The 16,084-nt window shown below is 54.2% G+C and carries 12 protein-coding genes; 5 read left to right on the top strand and 7 right to left on the bottom strand.

Annotated elements, in window-relative coordinates:
- The first annotated feature begins 207 nt into the window (after positions 1-207).
- On the top strand, positions 208-1,908 hold the full coding sequence (locus tag CFBP5473_RS23140; protein ID WP_027676401.1) for a ParB N-terminal domain-containing protein: 1,701 nt from the start codon (positions 208-210) through the stop codon (positions 1,906-1,908).
- A 12-nt stretch (positions 1,909-1,920) separates the two neighbouring features.
- Complete coding sequence (locus tag CFBP5473_RS23135; RefSeq protein WP_027676400.1) at positions 1,921-2,892, top strand: HNH endonuclease; 972 nt, start codon at positions 1,921-1,923, stop codon at positions 2,890-2,892.
- Positions 2,893-2,924: 32 nt separating this feature from the next.
- On the opposite strand, the gene CFBP5473_RS23130 is transcribed toward CFBP5473_RS23135, so the two are convergent.
- Positions 2,925-3,272: a DUF2958 domain-containing protein gene (locus CFBP5473_RS23130; protein WP_027676399.1), complete on the bottom strand. Its 348-nt coding sequence runs from the start codon at positions 3,270-3,272 to the stop codon at positions 2,925-2,927.
- A 214-nt stretch (positions 3,273-3,486) separates the two neighbouring features.
- Here CFBP5473_RS23130 and CFBP5473_RS23125 point away from each other — a divergent pair, with 214 nt between their 5' ends.
- A complete protein-coding gene (locus CFBP5473_RS23125) occupies positions 3,487-5,850 on the top strand; it encodes a DEAD/DEAH box helicase (RefSeq protein WP_027676398.1) in 2,364 nt (787 codons plus the stop codon).
- A gap of 11 nt (positions 5,851-5,861) precedes the next feature.
- Positions 5,862-7,133, top strand: a complete 1,272-nt coding sequence (locus tag CFBP5473_RS23120; RefSeq protein ID WP_027676397.1) for a hypothetical protein — start codon at positions 5,862-5,864, stop codon at positions 7,131-7,133.
- Positions 7,134-7,169: 36 nt separating this feature from the next.
- Here the strand turns inward: CFBP5473_RS23120 and dndE are convergent, their stop codons facing one another.
- Genes dndE through dndB form a run of 4 tightly spaced genes read right to left on the bottom strand, consistent with a single transcriptional unit; the run spans position 7,170 to position 12,142 of the window.
- Complete coding sequence (gene dndE, locus CFBP5473_RS23115) at positions 7,170-7,517, bottom strand: DNA sulfur modification protein DndE (protein ID WP_037171396.1); 348 nt, start codon at positions 7,515-7,517, stop codon at positions 7,170-7,172.
- Positions 7,518-7,534: 17 nt separating this feature from the next.
- Positions 7,535-9,529 (bottom strand): DNA sulfur modification protein DndD, encoded by a 1,995-nt coding sequence (gene dndD / locus CFBP5473_RS23110; RefSeq protein WP_027676395.1) that lies wholly within the window; start codon positions 9,527-9,529, stop codon positions 7,535-7,537.
- Positions 9,526-11,061: a DNA phosphorothioation system sulfurtransferase DndC gene (dndC, locus tag CFBP5473_RS23105; RefSeq protein WP_037171394.1), complete on the bottom strand. Its 1,536-nt coding sequence runs from the start codon at positions 11,059-11,061 to the stop codon at positions 9,526-9,528. Before dndC ends, dndD begins: the two co-directional genes overlap by 4 nt.
- The gene (gene dndB, locus CFBP5473_RS23100; RefSeq protein ID WP_084631742.1) at positions 11,051-12,142 is read right to left on the bottom strand and encodes a DNA sulfur modification protein DndB; all 1,092 of its coding nucleotides are present in this window, start codon (positions 12,140-12,142) and stop codon (positions 11,051-11,053) included. The genes dndC and dndB overlap by 11 nt, the downstream gene beginning before the upstream one ends.
- A gap of 69 nt (positions 12,143-12,211) precedes the next feature.
- On the opposite strand from dndB, the gene dndA reads away from it, so the two are divergent.
- Positions 12,212-13,390 carry a cysteine desulfurase DndA gene (gene dndA / locus CFBP5473_RS23095; protein ID WP_027676393.1) on the top strand — a complete coding sequence of 393 codons (1,179 nt, stop codon included), beginning with the start codon at positions 12,212-12,214 and terminating at the stop codon, positions 13,388-13,390.
- A 220-nt stretch (positions 13,391-13,610) separates the two neighbouring features.
- On the opposite strand, the gene CFBP5473_RS23090 is transcribed toward dndA, so the two are convergent.
- The gene (locus CFBP5473_RS23090) at positions 13,611-14,378 is read right to left on the bottom strand and encodes a Crp/Fnr family transcriptional regulator (RefSeq protein ID WP_084631740.1); all 768 of its coding nucleotides are present in this window, start codon (positions 14,376-14,378) and stop codon (positions 13,611-13,613) included.
- Between the two features lie 438 nt (positions 14,379-14,816).
- Entirely contained in the window at positions 14,817-16,064 is a 1,248-nt protein-coding gene (locus CFBP5473_RS23085; protein WP_027676392.1) for an SfnB family sulfur acquisition oxidoreductase, read from the bottom strand.
- Positions 16,065-16,084: the final 20 nt, after the last annotated feature.

Here is a 16,084-nt window from a genome sequence, read left to right as displayed (position 1 = left end):
TAGCTCGTCGAGCGTCGATTCGCGCGCGGAGTTGCTTCGACAAAGAACATGCAAATGCCAAATAACACCGCATTGGGCTCATTCAACGACGCTACGCGATTGCATAAAGGGCTGGTACGAATCAACCTTAAAGTTTACTTCGGATCCAGAGTATACGTCGCGCTGAATTGCGATCTAAAGTCATGGCATTTATGGGAAGAGGTAGCAATGAGCAGTCACCGTTATCCGTGCGTCCAGGTCATACAAGACGGTGGCTCCAAAGAGCTTCTGATGTTCTCGGCGTCTGCTATCGAAATAGACGCCTGGGTTGGGATCCCACAGAGACTTGACCTCAAAGGTAGCGAGACGGCTGGTTTCCAGCGCACTGTGTCTCCTCGACGAGAAGCCGCTCTCCGGAAGTTCTTCTCCGAGCCTGCAAATGTCATCCAGAACCCGTTGCTTTGCGCCATTCGTCAAGACCCTGGCGTTGCTGTCAGCTTCGAACCTGAAGGCGACTCAGGACTAGGATATGTGACAATCACCTTTCCGGATTACCAGCAGAAGTCACTGTTGGATCTTTTGAAAGAAGCGCGCGAGTACGTTGAAGAACGAGCACCATTCCTTAAAGATCGACCGGCTCCTGTTGATCTGGTCGATACGCTGCAACAACAGATGCCCGACCTATCTTCATTGTCGGCGACAGAAGAGGAAGTGGAGGACCTGACCGAAGACGCGGCATATGAGGTAGAGCTGTCCACAGAACCTGCAGAGGAAGCGTTGTTCGACGAATCCCAGATTACTGACTTCTGGGACCAACTGCGCGCTCGCGAGGAGATATTGTCAAAGTTTGTTGCCAACGTCCCAAACGACGCGATTCTTGGCTTTTCTAGAGAGGTCTTGGAATCCTATTTGAGACCGGTCATTCTTGTAGATGGCCAACACAGACTACGTGGCGCAGTCCTTGCCGTGCAAGACGAGGTAAATACCAGCGACGAAGCAGAGACGATGATCCTCGAAGGCGAATCGGCCAGGGAGGCGAAACAAAAGCTCATGCGCGAACGGGCAAGAAAATTGCCTATATCACTTTTGATGGATTCTTCACCGGCTGAGCATGTTTTCCAATATGTTTTGGTCAACCAGAAGGCTACGCCGGTACCACGGGCCCTTCTTGGCACTATCATTTCTACAAGCCTTGCCGCCAACGAGCTGAAAACCATCGCTGACCGGCTTGAAGATGCCGACATCCAACTGCAGGGATCGCGGATCATCTCCATCCTGTCTCGCGCGGACGATAGCCCCTTCAAAAATCTGGTTGCGAAAGGGCTCGATCAGGAGGGTATCGACAAACTCCAATGGAGCGTGCTCGGCTCGCTTGCAGATATGTTCCGATACCTCGTTGGAGGTCGCTATTATCATGACAGTGTCGACCATGCCAAAACCTGGCGGTCGCATCATCTGGCGGATTCCCCTATCGTCCAGGATTGGCAGGCACGAGAATTCTCCTCTCCCTATGAATACTGGCAAGACATCAACGGTCCTTGGATGCAGATTTTCAAGGCGTTCTGGGCTAAGACGCGCGACAGCTTGGCTGACACAGAGAATGAAGCTGCTCCAAATTATTGGGGCAGAACGCGCACTTCGAACATATTTAACAAGCCTAGTCTCCACATCTTGTCTGCCGATTTCTTCGCCTATCTAAAAGAGCGACGCTATAAAATCGAGTCCGCCGATCAGATCGGTCTAATCGTTGATGAGTGGCTGGCTTATGTTAAAAAGAACTACTTTGCTCGAAACTGGAAGCTTGAGGGCGTGAAGAAGGACGCGGTCGGCACTCGCAAGCAATGGTCAAAACTGTGGGTTAATCATCGCCAGAATGGCGAGAAATTGCCAGCGCCAGAAGAGTTTTCCAAGCCGTTCAAAAGCGTGTGAGGAAATCGCACTGTGGCAGTCGACATCCTGGCGTCTTTCATCGGTAGGGTTTCTTACGATCCAGCAAGTGCCTGGGACGAGAAGACAATCCTCGAACTTGCGACTTCGCCTTTCCCGTCCGAGATGCTCGGTGACAAGGAGTCGCTGCTGCGCGGTGATCAGCACCGTCTGTGGCTTCGATGGTATCTCGAAGGTCTCATCAGTCCCCAACGGATAGCCGGCCTCAATCCACCATTGGACCGTCTTGACGTTTATCAGCTGATCGCGGACCGAATAAAATTGCTGCATGCGGATACCGATCCGCACAGCCTGAAGCCGCTCGTCGATAACATCACCGAACATCTGTGGAGTGAGGTGGAACGGCTGAGGCTGACGAAAGTCCGCGACACCGCGAGCATCGCGACAAAAAAAGCGCTGCTGGCGTCGACCTCGCTACCGAGATGCTACATCTGTGGCTATGAGTTCTCGAACGAGGCGATCGACGCTCTTTTGAGGGTAAAGGGACGTTCTTCCGTCAAACTCCCCGCAATGGTAGACGTGCTCCAACCGAGGGGACTTATCGGCAGGGATGTAGGCATCGAAATCGAACATGTTGTCCCGGTGGCGTCTGGCGGGCACGGACAAGCCAATCTCCGTCTCTCCTGCGGGTGGTGCAACCGGTACAAAAGCTCGCGCCTGTCACTTTATGAGGCGACTTTTGTCCCTCCGCAGGTCAGCCGCTTCTCGGTGGGCGTCCATCATCTTCACGAGCTACCCCATCCGTTCTGGACCATCAGACTTCTTGCGTTCAAGAAGCGATGCCAGCACAAGGATGGATGTACCCACACGGCCCAGACGTCCGAAATGGTGATAGCGCTGAAGGATTGGAAGGGTTCCCCTAATCCTACTAATCTCGCCGTTTTTTGCAAACTCCATGATCCGATCCGACTTGACCGACATCAACCAATAGCCGAGGTCAAGAAGATATGGGAAGAGCGAAGGTGATCCGACACGGTGAGCCGTCGGATCATCCGATATCAGTCGATGATCATCCCCTCAGATCGGGCCAGCCTCGCATATTCCAGCAAAGAGCGCTTCGCACGGAAGCTCTTATCCTTTTCCACGCGTAGCCCGTTCGGGCTTCGTATCGCATCGATTTCAGACAGTGAAACCTGACCTATTTCTGGCGAGCCTAGACCCAAGTCGCATAACCCGTAGGCGAGATCGCCGTCTTCATCACTGATTTCCGTAAGCAGCCACGTCGCTGCTCCATCTGGCAGAAAGAGTTTGACAACCGGCATGAAATCATCGTCGCCGGTAAGGTAGGACTTCCGTCCATTTTCGATCAACTCTTCTCTTTCCGTTTTGCTTATCAACTCTGTCATTTTCGTCTCCATCGTCGGTTTGGCTGGCGTGGAGAGCCTGAGGCGGAAGCCACGTGTCATCCGCAACGCGGCCGGTGCGGGCAGCGGATTGACGCGCGGGCTGCCTCTGGCAGACATGCACGTCAAACCGACGACGGAGATGAATTCCATTATTTTGGATTGACCTTTTTTTAATTCCATTTTAATTCTTTTGTAAACCAAGTGGAGAGCGGTGATGGCGCGGCTAAGCGTTCAAATGGAAGAGGTGCAGTCAGTCGTGTTCCCGTTGGCCGCGCTCTATCTGGCAACAGGAAGCGTAGCGAGCCTCTGCCGGACGCTGAATGAAGGATTGGCGCGCACTGGGGAATCGCGAGAGCTGCACCCCAACCGCCTTCATTCGCTTCTGTCCGACGACGTGGGCCGCGGCGTCAACGAAAGCACGCTGGAGCTTACTCGTAGCGGGCTTGAAGGTGTCGATCAGGCTGTACGCGTTCGTGGAGACGCTATGCTCGCGGACGTTCGCAAACGCGCGGTCGCAATGCGAGAACGCGGTGGGGAAATTGAGGAAATCGCAGCGACACTTTCACTTCCCCGAGCTGTGATCCGGACCGCATTGTTTGCATCCGGCTCGTTCGGACTGCGGCCTACACCTGTAAAAATCCAAAATGGCGGTCTTCCAGACTGGTCGTATCAAGACACGGCAGTGCGGCGCGCGCTCGACGCCTTCGCAAGACGTCCGAATGGTCGTATCGGGTTGGTCCTTCCGACCGGAGCGGGAAAAACGAGGGTGGCGTTGCGGGTCGCCCTCGAGAGGCTCAGCGAATTCCCTGCGCCGGCTAAGATCATCTGGGTGACGCATCGAAAGACCCTACGTCGTCAAGCAGAAAAGCAGCTTCGCAAGCTATTGCAAGCGCCGAGTGGATTGCCTCGCAATGCCGCAGAACTTGCGAATCGCATAACATTTATGATGTTGAGCCAGGCAGAGGCTTACCTGGCCAATAACGGCAAGCCGTGCCTGGTTATTCTCGATGAGGGTCACCACGCGGCGGCGCCCTCTTATGGGACACTCTTACGCCCGGAGGTGAGCGCACCATTCTTGATCCTCACCGCAACACCGAACCGTCCCGATAACCTGCCGATTGGTATCGATGAGATAGCTTACACGATAACATATAGGGAACTGGCCGATCGTCATTGCATCATTATTCCCGAATTCATTCCTTTTGCTTGCAAGGACCTCGACTGGACGAACGAGGGAAAGCTCAATGACTTTGTAGATAACATCATCGACGAAACATCGGGCCGGTTCCGCAAGGTCTTGATCTTGGTGACGCAAGTCAGCGAAATCGAGTTGCTCTACGACAGGCTGACATCACGTCTGCTTGGAGAAGTTGATCATCCACTTAGAAGTGATGATGTAGGCTACATTCATGGGTCGGCCAACTCGCTGGACATCGAGGACGAAGATTTCCTTGAGCGCTTTTCGGAGAAGCGGCGCGCAATCCTTATTTCGGCGCAGGTTCTGCTAGAAGGCTACGACGACCCGTCGATCGACACCGTCATACTGACCTACCAAACCTCGAGCATCATTCGTCTGATGCAGGCGGCTGGTCGTTGTGTCAGATATGATGGAGAGAAAACTAACGCCTTTGTCGTGCAGGTGGACGATCCCGGCGTTGCTTATCGTTTCGACCACCGATGGCTACATCAAGAGATCAGTGATTTTCTCTTGCCCCGTTTGATCGATCGGTCGTTCTCGGCGCCGGCTGACCGAGTTACGGCAGTGACCGAGCTCCTTGCCCAACACCGGATTTCCGATGCTAGGAAGAAGGAAGTCCTGGACATGGTCACACAGCTTGATCTGGTTGAGCCCCTGAAATTGTTATTTTATGGTCAGCCCTATTTTGGCGCGACTGAAGATTTCGACACTCGCGCCGAATGGGATGTTTTTCTTGAGACGCCGGATAACCGCCCGCTCTTCATGGCCTGCTTCAACGGTTATTGTGAGAGTGGCGCACTGCAGTCAGACCCCTCGGAATTTCTAGAACAGGTCGGCCACTCTTTCGGCCTGCGCCGCGATATGACGAGAGGAAGCACGTGGCGGCGGCTCATAGATCTTTTGGGATCCGCACACTGCGCCCGACAGGAAATCGTTCCAAACCGCTCCTTTGCGATACAAGGGAACCGACCTCCGCGTAAGAAAGGTGATCCAACAACCTGGCTAACATATGCAACGGTTGGCTTCGAACCGACGATCCCTGCGGCTTTGCAGGCGTTCCTCGCATCTTGCCACAACGATCGCGCCATAGAAGCAGACTACCTACTTGACCCGGAGCGCTTCGGCGGAGCTCTCAAACTGCCGATACCCGGCGCGGAGTTCGACGAGGCTTTGCTTCTAGAAAAGCATGATTTCCAGCTTATTGAAGCATATCTGAGGGGCCTTGCGTCGAATCTAGCGGGCGTCCCGCTAGAGAGCCGCTTCGCAGAGTTTGCGAAGCTGACCGCGACGAGCGCACCGTTGCCGATCCCCTTTCATTTCATCAATCGCCTTGATGCGTTTCTCGATAACGCGGGCCGACAGCGACTTCTCGCTCTTTAGGAGATACGATCATGACTATGACCATCCCGCATCTTAGCCTGCCGGAAACTGTGCCTTTCGAGAGGCTCTACTTGGACCCTAACAATCCCCGCATCGCTCCAGATCCGGCCCCAGGTTATGACGATGCGACCAAGCTTTTTGATCCAGTCGTCCAGCGTGATCTTCCTCAGAAGGTTTTTGAAGCTTATCAGGCCGAAGATCTAGAGCAGGCGATCACGCGGCTGGGATGGACCCCGATTGACCCGATCATCGTTTGGAAACACCCCGACCGCGAAGATGCTTATGTCGTTGTTGAGGGAAACACCCGGACGGCAATTCTGAGGCGGGCGCGCCTTCGACTGGCGGCCGCCCAAGCCCGTCTTGGGAAGGCGCGATCTGGTGGTCGTATCATTCAAGACGTCGCACGCGACCAGCAGCGGGATCTTCGCCAGCTACAGGCATTGGTGGATGCGACGGCACAAATTCAGGTGCAGTTTGTCCAAGCAAGAGATGCAAATGAACTAGATGCGACGTTGCCAAAACTGCTCGGTGTCCGACACGTCACAGGCACCAAGAACTGGGGACCCTATGCCACGAACCGCTACATCACCCTCCTTTATGAAGATCTGTTTCGCAAGCGTTACATCGATGGACGCGAGCTAAAGCTGGAAAAGGATCTTGTCTCCGAAGTTGCAGAGATATTTTCGATGACGGCTAAGGATGCGCGATTGAGAATTCAGACCGCCAGCGCTTTCGATCACTTTAAAGCAGAGTTTGCGGAGCGCGTCGAAGCAGCGGGTAACGAGTTCAAGGATCGAGACAATTACTATTTTGATCAGATCCTCAGGAACCCTTACCCCCGCGAAAAGCTGAAATTCGGTGCTGACGATCTGCAGCTTTCCGAGGAAGCGTCAGAAGCACTGTTCCAGTGGGTCTTTTCCAAACCTCGAGCCGGCGATGAGGACGACGACGATAACCTGAACCCCAACGTCATGCGAAAAGCCGAGGACATGCGAGAATGGAATGCGCTTTCACGTTATGACAACAAGAATTCGACAAATTTCGCAATCGAACTAGATGTTTTGAATCCTGCGAATTCACCGACGTTGAAGGAGATCAAACTCCAAAAGGACCAGCACAAGGCACGTTTCAGCCCTGTTCAAAATCTTAACGCCCTTCTGCAGGCTTTAAAAGACATGAAAGCGGATGCGCTACATCAGCAATCGACGATGCTAAAGCCGGTCTTGGACGAAATTCGAGTCACCTCTGAAACCTATCTGCGCATGATCGAATCAGATCGTTAACAGACGGAAAATGGAGCCGAAGCGATTTGCTTTGGCTCAGGAAGCCAAAGCCAACATGGAGGCGATGTCGCGCATGTCTCGATCATTGGCGAGATATGCAATGCCGCGGTGGAGGTGAAGTCTAAACTGCATTGCGAGCGTCTCGTCATCGATGCCCAGCCCATCGCGCAGGCACCGCTCCTTTAGAAGCGCCATGTAAAGTTCTGAGTGACGGCCGCCAAACACCTTCCATGACATTTCGACGTTGCTATCGGCCGGAATTTTAGAGGCCGGCGGCACTGTCTCCTCGGCGAGAGAACGGCAAAACGCCCAGCGGCAGAGGACATTCCAATGTTCAATCCCAGTATGTCGCTTCAGGCGTATGAGTTGCTCGCGGGCCTGCATCGATAGTCGGATATGTTCTATTGCCACTGCTGGCCCTCCTCACCCTCGAAATAGCCATCCTCGACAATGGTGCGCGACTGTCCTTGGTCGTAATGGAGTCGGTATGAGCGACCAATCATTGGTTTGAGCGCATCATAGTAACCGCGGGTGATCTCTTCATCGGTCGACAGCAGCAAGACTTGATGGCTTGCGAACGGAAAGTAGCGCTTTACAAGGCGGGTTCGATGTTCTGAGTCGAGCCTTCCAAGTGGCGTGTCAATTACTGTCGGCAATGGCCGACCTGAGGTTTTTGCAAGTCCCCAAAGAAGAGCAATCGCAAGCAGCTGACGCTCACCAGCGGACAGTCTGTCAGATGTCAGTTTCTGACCCGACGACCCGGATAGCTCGATCGTAAAGTCGTGAGGATCAATTTTCAGGCCGGAAACCAATGTGGGCTTGCGAATAAGGTGTTGGAAGCTCTCTAGAACAAAGCCTTCTATACGTGAGACGTGTCTTTTGACCACCGCTTCGCGGAAAAGTTCGAGTGTGTCGCGGACACGCGAGGAATGGATCAGAACTCGCCTTACATCATCCTGCTCGAATTGCTCTCGCGCGGAGGACTCCAGGAGTTTGGTTTCCCTCTCGCGCTTGGCAGCGATATCTCGATCGAAACGCCCGATGTCAGTTTCGCGCCGCGACTGCTCGTACTCGGCGATCTTGAGGCTGTCGCGGGCTGCTTCTCTTTGAACCTGAAGTTCGGCGATCGCAGATTGATTCGGCACCGCAGCAAGCAGACTTTTGCAGGCTCTTATCTGCTCTTTGATCAGGGCCTCTTCTTTTAAGAGGTCACCGCTGGCTGACCCGATATCGACGAGTTCAGTTCTAATCAAGTCAGAAATTGCCGTTGACGCCCCGGCCTCGAGATTAAGCAGGATGGGCTCGGACGCCGCAGCACGTAGGACTGACAAACGCTCGGAGGCATGCGCTTTCAAATCTGTGAGGACATCTTTCGAAAGTTCCCTGAGCGCGGGATGGCCAAGGAGCGCATCATGCTCTTCGGCAACGACTTCAGCTGTCTGCAAGCTGCGACGAGCACGGTCTTCGACAATCGCGCGCTGATGCACTCCCTCCAAGAGATTCGAAACAAGTCGTAGGGGTGCTGCGCCCGAGGCCAGTTCGCGCATTGAGCGTTCCATCGCGTCGAGGCCGCGCTCTGCAACGGCGAGCTCTGCTTCAAGCCGACCCCGGTCCTCAAAAATGCTACCGCCCTCTTTATCGTATTGGGCATCGAGGTCTTCAAAACGTCTGCGCAAGCGATCAATTTCGACTGTAGCGGCTGCTCGTTCCACCACAAGCCGGCCTCGTTCGGTGGCAAGCTTTTGGATTTCATCCCGCAACCTCCCAAGCGCTTCCGTTTCTTCTGGCGTTTTCAAATCCGCCTTTTTTCGCCGCTCAATAGAATTGAGGTCGGACCCAAGTCGCTCGACAACGTCAAGCCCTAGCAGATTTTGGACTGCGCTCTTGATCAACCCAGGGGCCTGATCGAGATCCGCATATCCTTCGACCTTTTCTCCGTCGAACAGAAAGAGATCAGCAATTCTGGCTGGAATAAAGTCTTCGACTTGAACGCCCCAATGGTCGCTCGCGGCTTTGTCTACAACACCATTGCGTGTGACCGAGAAGCGCTCGCGCACTGTCTCACCGACTGACCATGACCTCGTCAGGCGAAGATTTTGCATTTCGCCGTCCACTTTGTGTCTGAAAGCTAGCTCAACCGCCGCTTCCGGCGCGATTGCCTGGTTATGGATCGACCTGCGTAGATACTCGTCATAATTCAACTGGCCGCGACCCGCGCATTTTGCCATGTTGCCAAACAGGCAGAGCTGCAATGCATCGAGGAGTGTGGTCTTGCCGCCGCCGTTCAATCCACCGAAGAGGATAATCGGTTGCGTCTTGCTGACAGGCGCGAGATTGATGCTCTGATGACCACCGTAAACGCCGAAGTCATGAAGGACAATTTCGTCGAGTATCATGGGGCGGGAGCTCCAAGCGGTTGGTATTCGAAAAGACTGAGCTCCTCCTCATCCCGCAGATCGTCGATAATGTCCTGTCGGGAAATAGCCGTCTCCTCGGCCTCGGCCGCACTCCCGTAAGCTCCGCGGCGGAGCGAATTTTCAAGCGCCTTGAAAAGACCAGCCCGGCGCGCCATGGAGCGATGCTGACGCTCGACGTCGAGCAGCTCCCGTGTCAGCTGGAAATGGAGGACATCCTCACCGCAAATTTCCCTGAGAATATCGATTTCATCGCGTCCAAACGGGGTCGTCTCGTCGAGTTGTCCGTCTGGAAACGCATTACCAGTCACCTCCTGGTAGATCTCCGGTAAGCTGTCTTCGATTTCGTGCTTCTCGGTTACCCATATGCGCCTTATCTCGCGAAGCTCTGCGAGCGAAATAAGTTCAATTTCGCGGACATCGTCGGGACCGTTGGCACGCAGATGCTCCTGAGCTTCCAAGACTTTTCGAAGCCAAGTCTCTCTTGCACTCTGAACGTAAGGTCCGGGAACAACTCGCCCATTGTGCAATTGCATCGATCCGTTCATCCTACGAAAATCTCGCAGGTGCCGATCGTCCCTCTTGCCCTGCTCATTGCGAACGTCAAGCTCATTGCGAAGGGTAAGAAGCGGCAGCATCCACTCCTTATCAACGTCGTTGCGGATCATCGCCGTCATCGACTTGTCTTGGTCTACCATCGTGCAGACCCAGCAACCAAACCGGCTATCCCCGCAGCTTGGCGTCGACGCATCGATGACGAGAGGGCACTCGCCGTCAGCCGAAGCCCCTTGGTACATGGTGAGAAGATCGCGGTTATCGAACCCCCAGGGGTTCTTCACCTGCATCAGGAAGGTCCAGACATCATCGTTAGACCAATCTTCGATTGGCGAATAAACGAATGAATTTGGAAGCTTGCCGTTTGGGCTCAACTTGTCACGTACTCGCTTTCCTTCGAACCGCTCCATGGATCGCGCGCGGGCCCGGCTTTCAGCCTTTCGCGTGCCCAAGACAACGATAGCTTCGCCACTCGCCTTGACGACGCGCGAAATGAAGCGATTGGAAGGATTGATCTTCAAACGGTCGGTACACCACCGAAACTTTGGACGAGGTGCGGGATAGCCGCGACCGATAAGCGAGGTCCAAAAACTTTCAGTCGGATCGGGGGTGAGACGATGTGACGTTAAGGGCAGACCGTTGTTTGCGGCAGCTTCCCCCATCTTATCGAGTGACTTCCCAACCCAAAGGGCAACAATGGGGTTCTCCACCAGCGTATCCGTACTGATGACATAGACCGGTTTTAGTCGCTCAGCCGCCTCGATCCGTGAAAGTGCCATCCATACGAGCTGCAAGGTTGCGGTCGAGTCTTTTCCGCCAGAATAACCCACGACCCATGGTGTGCGGTCTGCTTTGTACAGCGCAACGATCTCTTCAAGCAGAGCCGTGATGGTCTTTTTGAACCCTTCTTGAAAAGCGGACACCCGCCCAGAATTTCTGCTGCTAGGGTCAGGCGACATGATCTTGCCTCATAAAATTGTCTTCCAGGATCCGTTCCTCAGCACTGAGCGGAAGTTTCAGGGCCATTTTAATCTGGTTGCCGGTTAGGATCACGGCTTGGTGGGATTTTGACATCCTTCCAGCTACGACGGCCCGGCCCTTCCAAAGATGAGATGACCGGCGCCAATCGATCTGGCCAAGGGCTGGAAGAGCTCCGCTCAAGTCCATTCCTGCTTTCAGAAGAGTGTTTCCCACGCGTCCAAGCGCATGTAGCGTAACCCCATGGGAATGAATATATTCGTCCCGTAACGCACCCGACGACGTTTGACCTGAGCGCACTTCGCCCCAATGCGGCATAACCGCGCTGACCTGTCGCCAGAAATCAAGGGCGATCTCCCCACGAGCGTCTTGATTGGGAAAATCGTGGCCAACAAACAGTGCCGCGGTCGCTGTGTAGAGCGCGCTGAGCGTGAACAGCTGCTTGGCTCTCGCCGATAGACTTGACCTTTCCAGCTCGACGAGATCGGCGAAATCTGGAATTCCTTTTAGAATGTGTTTAGCCACCAGTGCTCGATCGTCACGATGGTCATAAAGAACATTGAGCGACCGTGGTGGGCGAACTGCGTAGCGATTCAGATCAGAGAACATCTGCTGGCAGCGGGCCAATCCGCGATCGTGAAACAGGACGACGGCGATCGTTTCGTCAGCAAGCTCCGGCGACTGTAGCAGCGCTTGGGCGATGGCTGCCTGGCGATGTTGCCCATCGTTCAAAATGATCTTTGACGACATGGGGACTTCGAGGGTGCCGTGACGCCCCGACACGTCTTGATCAAAGGGGCGAAATACCGCTTCACCATCGATCGACGCCGTTATGGCCGAAAACACATAGCTGGAGGGATTACTAACAAGGTATCGTGCGATCTCGGGAACCCGGCTTCGATTTAGATGACGCTGAACGCGCATCTCCGGCGTAAGCGCCTTCTCGTTCTTTTCATTAAAGATGAAAATCTTGTGGACGAACCCCAAAGGGCACATTGAAACGTAGTATTCTCTCCCTGCTTGAATACCACGGACGGCAGGAAATTCGAGGGTTCCTCTCATTCGAATCTACCCTGTTTCATCGTTCGTTGAGACATGGTATTCAATAACAAATATTAACGGACAACGTCAATGAACAAGACGCAGTTTGTTTCTTTGGAAACGTACAAAACACCCGTTTACCTTGACGCCGCTGCCACTACACCGACGGACAAGCGAGTGGCCGCGCTTGTTTTAAAAATGATGGTGGAAGAATACGGCAATGCCGGCAGCCGCACCCATGTCTATGGGGCTACGGCATCCAATGCTGTTTTACGCGCCCGGCGCCAGGTTGCCGCAACCCTCGACGCTTCTGAGGAAGAAGTATTTTTCACGTCAGGGGCAACCGAGTCGAACAACATAGCGATACTTGGACTTGCGCCGTACGGGGAAAGAACCGGTCGCCGGCACATAGTTACGACTGCGATAGAGCATAAGGCGGTTCTGGAACCCGTCGAGCATCTTCGGGAAAACGGGTTCGAAATCACTCTGGTCAAGCCTGACATTAACGGGCACATTGACGCCGCCGAAGTGGTCGCTGCCTTGCGCCCGGACACCTTGCTATGTTCTGTGATGCACGCCAACAACGAGACTGGCGCTCTCCAACCCATCACCGATATCGCTTCTCGTTTACGAGGGAGTGAAATTCTTTTCCATGTGGACGCTGCTCAGTCATTTGGCAAGGAGACCGAAGAGCTTCGTAACTCTCGCATCGACTTGATATCGGTGAGCGGGCACAAAATCATGGGTCCCAAAGGTATTGGCGCCTTGGTTGCGCGCCGTCGCGATGATCGTCGCCCTCCCCTTTCGCCGCTGATGTTCGGTGGCGGACAAGAGCGGGGGTTGCGGCCTGGCACCTTGGCGACTCCGTTGATTGCAGGCTTCGGCCTCGCATGCGAACTCGCCGAGAAAGAAAGAGACGCGCGTCGCCAGGCCTGCGAAAGGATCCGGCGCGAAGCGATTTCGGCTTTCGCTGTGATGGACGGCTTTACAGTACACGGTGGGATCGAGAAAGGGGTGGTCTCGAACATCTTGAGCTTTGCAATTCCGGGGATCGACTCGGAGGCTGTTATGGTTGCGGCCAAAGATATTGTCGCAATCTCCAACGGCTCAGCATGTACCTCAGCGCGCTATGAGCCGAGCCATGTCCTGGAGGCAATGAGCCTACCGGAGGACATTATCGCAGGAACCGTTCGAATTTCTTGGACGCATGATGCCGATCCGATTGATTGGCATCTGCTCGCCGCACGTCTTGAGGATCTACGCTTTTGAAAGCATTCGTAGCACTCAGCTACCACTTACCTGAGGACGATTTTATGCAGGACTGGTATTTAAAATTCAATGTATAAGTAATGTGTTGAACAGACGCGGAAATAGCTGCCAAGCGTTACGGTCCGCATCTTCGGTATGGTAGAATTTTCCGGTTTCGCTGAATTTTCTACGCGACCGAAGATAGGATGGTGGTTTGATAGACGCTCGATGTTTGAGGGAGCTATTGCGGCGCAAATCTGGAGTGACAATCGACGTTCCAAGTGTGGCGCTCGCTTTCCATCCAATGAACAAAATCGGCATATTCCTGTTCGGGATGGCCATATGAGCTGCCAACGAACTGCTCCAAAGCTTTCCTATCCCGGATGAATATCTCGCCTCGCGTTGAACGAATGTAGCCGTTTCCCTCCAACACGTGCAACGCCGTCGTAACGCTTGGACGGCGAACGGCGAGCATAAGTGCAAGATACTCATGGGTAAGTGCGATTTTGTTCCCCCAAATCCTATCATGGCACATCAATAACCAACGAGCTAAACGGACCTCGACCCTGTCGAGAGCGTTGGAATGGGCCGTACAAGCTGCCTGGATCAAGAAAATATGAGCGTAACGAAGAGCCATCTGCGCAACGACTGGATCGCATGACGCGATTTCTTGAAACGCGTCCGCCTTCATCCGGAACCCATCGCCTTCGCATTGGACAATAATGTCGAACGGGCTCCGATCAATTCCAAAGCTCAACGCCAAGGGAGCAAAACCATCGTTCCCAATGATGCCGGTTTCCGAAATGCGCCCCTTGCTTGACGAGGCGATGACTGATCCAACCCCGGAATTCATGAAGTAGACGTATTTGATGATCTCGCCTTTAGACGCAATGCGGTAGTTTTGCACCAGCGGCACGAGCTCAAGCTTCGAAAAAAGCTGTCGCCGTGATGGGGCGGGCAACATCGTGAGTAGCTGGTTCTGCGAATGGGAATAAGGGGTCCTGGTCATAGCTCTCTCCCATTGGGGCAAGAGCAAATAGACTCTCAGCCGTCAGCGCCCTTCTTAATCTGCAGACGATGAAGAACGCTAACATGCATGGCTGCCGCTGTCGAATCACAGATCGTGTCTGGAAATCGACAACGTCAGTGTTACGCGAAGTTGAATGTCCTTATTGGCTTAAAACTGCCGTAGCCACGCCTTGAAGCGATTCGAACCTTTGACAACCACATTTCTTTCGGCGAGCTGTTAATTAGAAATAGCTTATGAGAAATCGGGGCGTGCGGTAGGGGCGGCACCTATCGCGAATCAATCATCTTCCGCTCAATGGCGGACTTTCGATTCGGTCTGTGCAGTGGAACAGGCTCAGTTTGCAGAGCAGTGCTGCATCAATGCTAGCGAAAAGGGAAGTAGGCCGGGCCAGAGCAGAAGCTGCCAGTCCGTTTATTATCAGCTCCATGCGTGCAGGGGCGGTTTCTCGCCATTCAGAAAATATTTGCCCAAGATGGCGTATTTCCAGCGAACCGGGTCGTGCAACGTGTGTGTTCGGGCGTTGCGCCAATGACGGTCTAGGCCGTGTTCGGCGAGGGTCGATCGCGTACCGGCCAGTTCGAACAGTTTGTTGGTGGCAAGAATGGCGATTTCCGTCGAGAGTATCTTAGACTCTGCCGTAACGATCTGCGCTTCAGCGACAGTTTCCGCATTCGGATCGGCTATTGCCCGGTCGATGGCGTACCCGGCCTTTTCCAGCAAGGCTTGCGCCGCGTGCAGGCGCAAAGTGAGATCGCCGACCGCCTGGATCGTGTAGGGGTCGTCCCAGGCATTGTCGACGCCTGAATCCACCCAGGCGCGGCTTTTGGTCCGCACAAAATTCACCGTTTCATCGATAGCCGCTTGCGCAATGCCGGTATCGACTGCAACCTGGATGATCTGGAAGATCGCACCATCGGCTGTCGGAACCTCATAGCCCTTATAGCCAGGCACGAGATGCGTCTTTGGAACTTTGACGTTGTTAAGCAATACGGTTCCAGAAAGTGTCGTGCGCTGCCCAAACGACGACCAGTCGTCGATTACCGTCAGTCCCTCGGCGCCGCGATCGGCGATCGCGTACCACGCCCTGCCCTCGTCATCCAGCGCAACGATCGGCACCAGATGTGCCAGCAGCGCGCCTGAAGAATAGAACTTCTTTCCGTTGACGATGACATGATCTCCGGCATCGACGAATTTCGTTTCGAAATCCACTGCCCGCTTGGAGCCGAACTCCGAGAAGGCGTTACCGAAGCGCGTGCCTTTCAGCACTTCTGAGAACAGCAGCTTTTGCTGGTGCTCATCCGAAACGGTACGAATAGCAGCAACGACGCCGAGATGGTTTTGCGCAACCTGTCCGATCGAGCTATCGGCCGCCGAAATGATCTCGATGACTTTGGCAAGGGTCGCGTAGGAGACTTGCGGTCCGCCGAACGCCTTCGGCACATTGATCGACCACAGTCCGCTCTGCGAGAAGGCGTCGAGTTCCTCGACCGGCCAGATCCGATCGCGGTCTCTTATCGCCGAGCCCTTGATAAACTCGGCTGCAAGTGTCTTTGCGACGGCGATCGCCTCGGTATCGGTCTTGATGACATGGGCGGGCTCGGCGGAACGAGGCACCGGCGGCACTGCCTTCGCGGCATTCTCTGTATTGACGTTTGATAGGGTCATAGACTTCTCCTCTTGGATTG

This window comes from Agrobacterium larrymoorei, assembly GCF_005145045.1.
Classification (GTDB): Bacteria; Pseudomonadota; Alphaproteobacteria; order Rhizobiales; family Rhizobiaceae; genus Agrobacterium; species Agrobacterium larrymoorei.
Note: the sequence above shows the minus strand (reverse complement) of the source record. Positions and strands in the feature narration are given on the sequence as shown.

Bases quoted from the DNA above. Each gene is read 5' to 3' on its own strand.
- CFBP5473_RS23140 (WP_027676401.1), top strand. From the start codon at position 208: ATGAGCAGTCACCGTTATCCGTGCGTCCAGGTCATACAAGACGGTGGC.
- CFBP5473_RS23130 (WP_027676399.1), bottom strand. From the start codon at position 3,272: ATGACAGAGTTGATAAGCAAAACGGAAAGAGAAGAGTTGATCGAAAAT.
- CFBP5473_RS23125 (WP_027676398.1), top strand. From the start codon at position 3,487: ATGGCGCGGCTAAGCGTTCAAATGGAAGAGGTGCAGTCAGTCGTGTTC.
- CFBP5473_RS23120 (WP_027676397.1), top strand. From the start codon at position 5,862: ATGACTATGACCATCCCGCATCTTAGCCTGCCGGAAACTGTGCCTTTC.
- dndE (WP_037171396.1), bottom strand. From the start codon at position 7,517: ATGCAGGCCCGCGAGCAACTCATACGCCTGAAGCGACATACTGGGATT.
- dndD (WP_027676395.1), bottom strand. From the start codon at position 9,529: ATGATACTCGACGAAATTGTCCTTCATGACTTCGGCGTTTACGGTGGT.
- dndC (WP_037171394.1), bottom strand. From the start codon at position 11,061: ATGTCGCCTGACCCTAGCAGCAGAAATTCTGGGCGGGTGTCCGCTTTT.
- dndB (WP_084631742.1), bottom strand. From the start codon at position 12,142: ATGAGAGGAACCCTCGAATTTCCTGCCGTCCGTGGTATTCAAGCAGGG.
- dndA (WP_027676393.1), top strand. From the start codon at position 12,212: ATGAACAAGACGCAGTTTGTTTCTTTGGAAACGTACAAAACACCCGTT.
- CFBP5473_RS23090 (WP_084631740.1), bottom strand. From the start codon at position 14,378: ATGACCAGGACCCCTTATTCCCATTCGCAGAACCAGCTACTCACGATG.
- CFBP5473_RS23085 (WP_027676392.1), bottom strand. From the start codon at position 16,064: ATGACCCTATCAAACGTCAATACAGAGAATGCCGCGAAGGCAGTGCCG.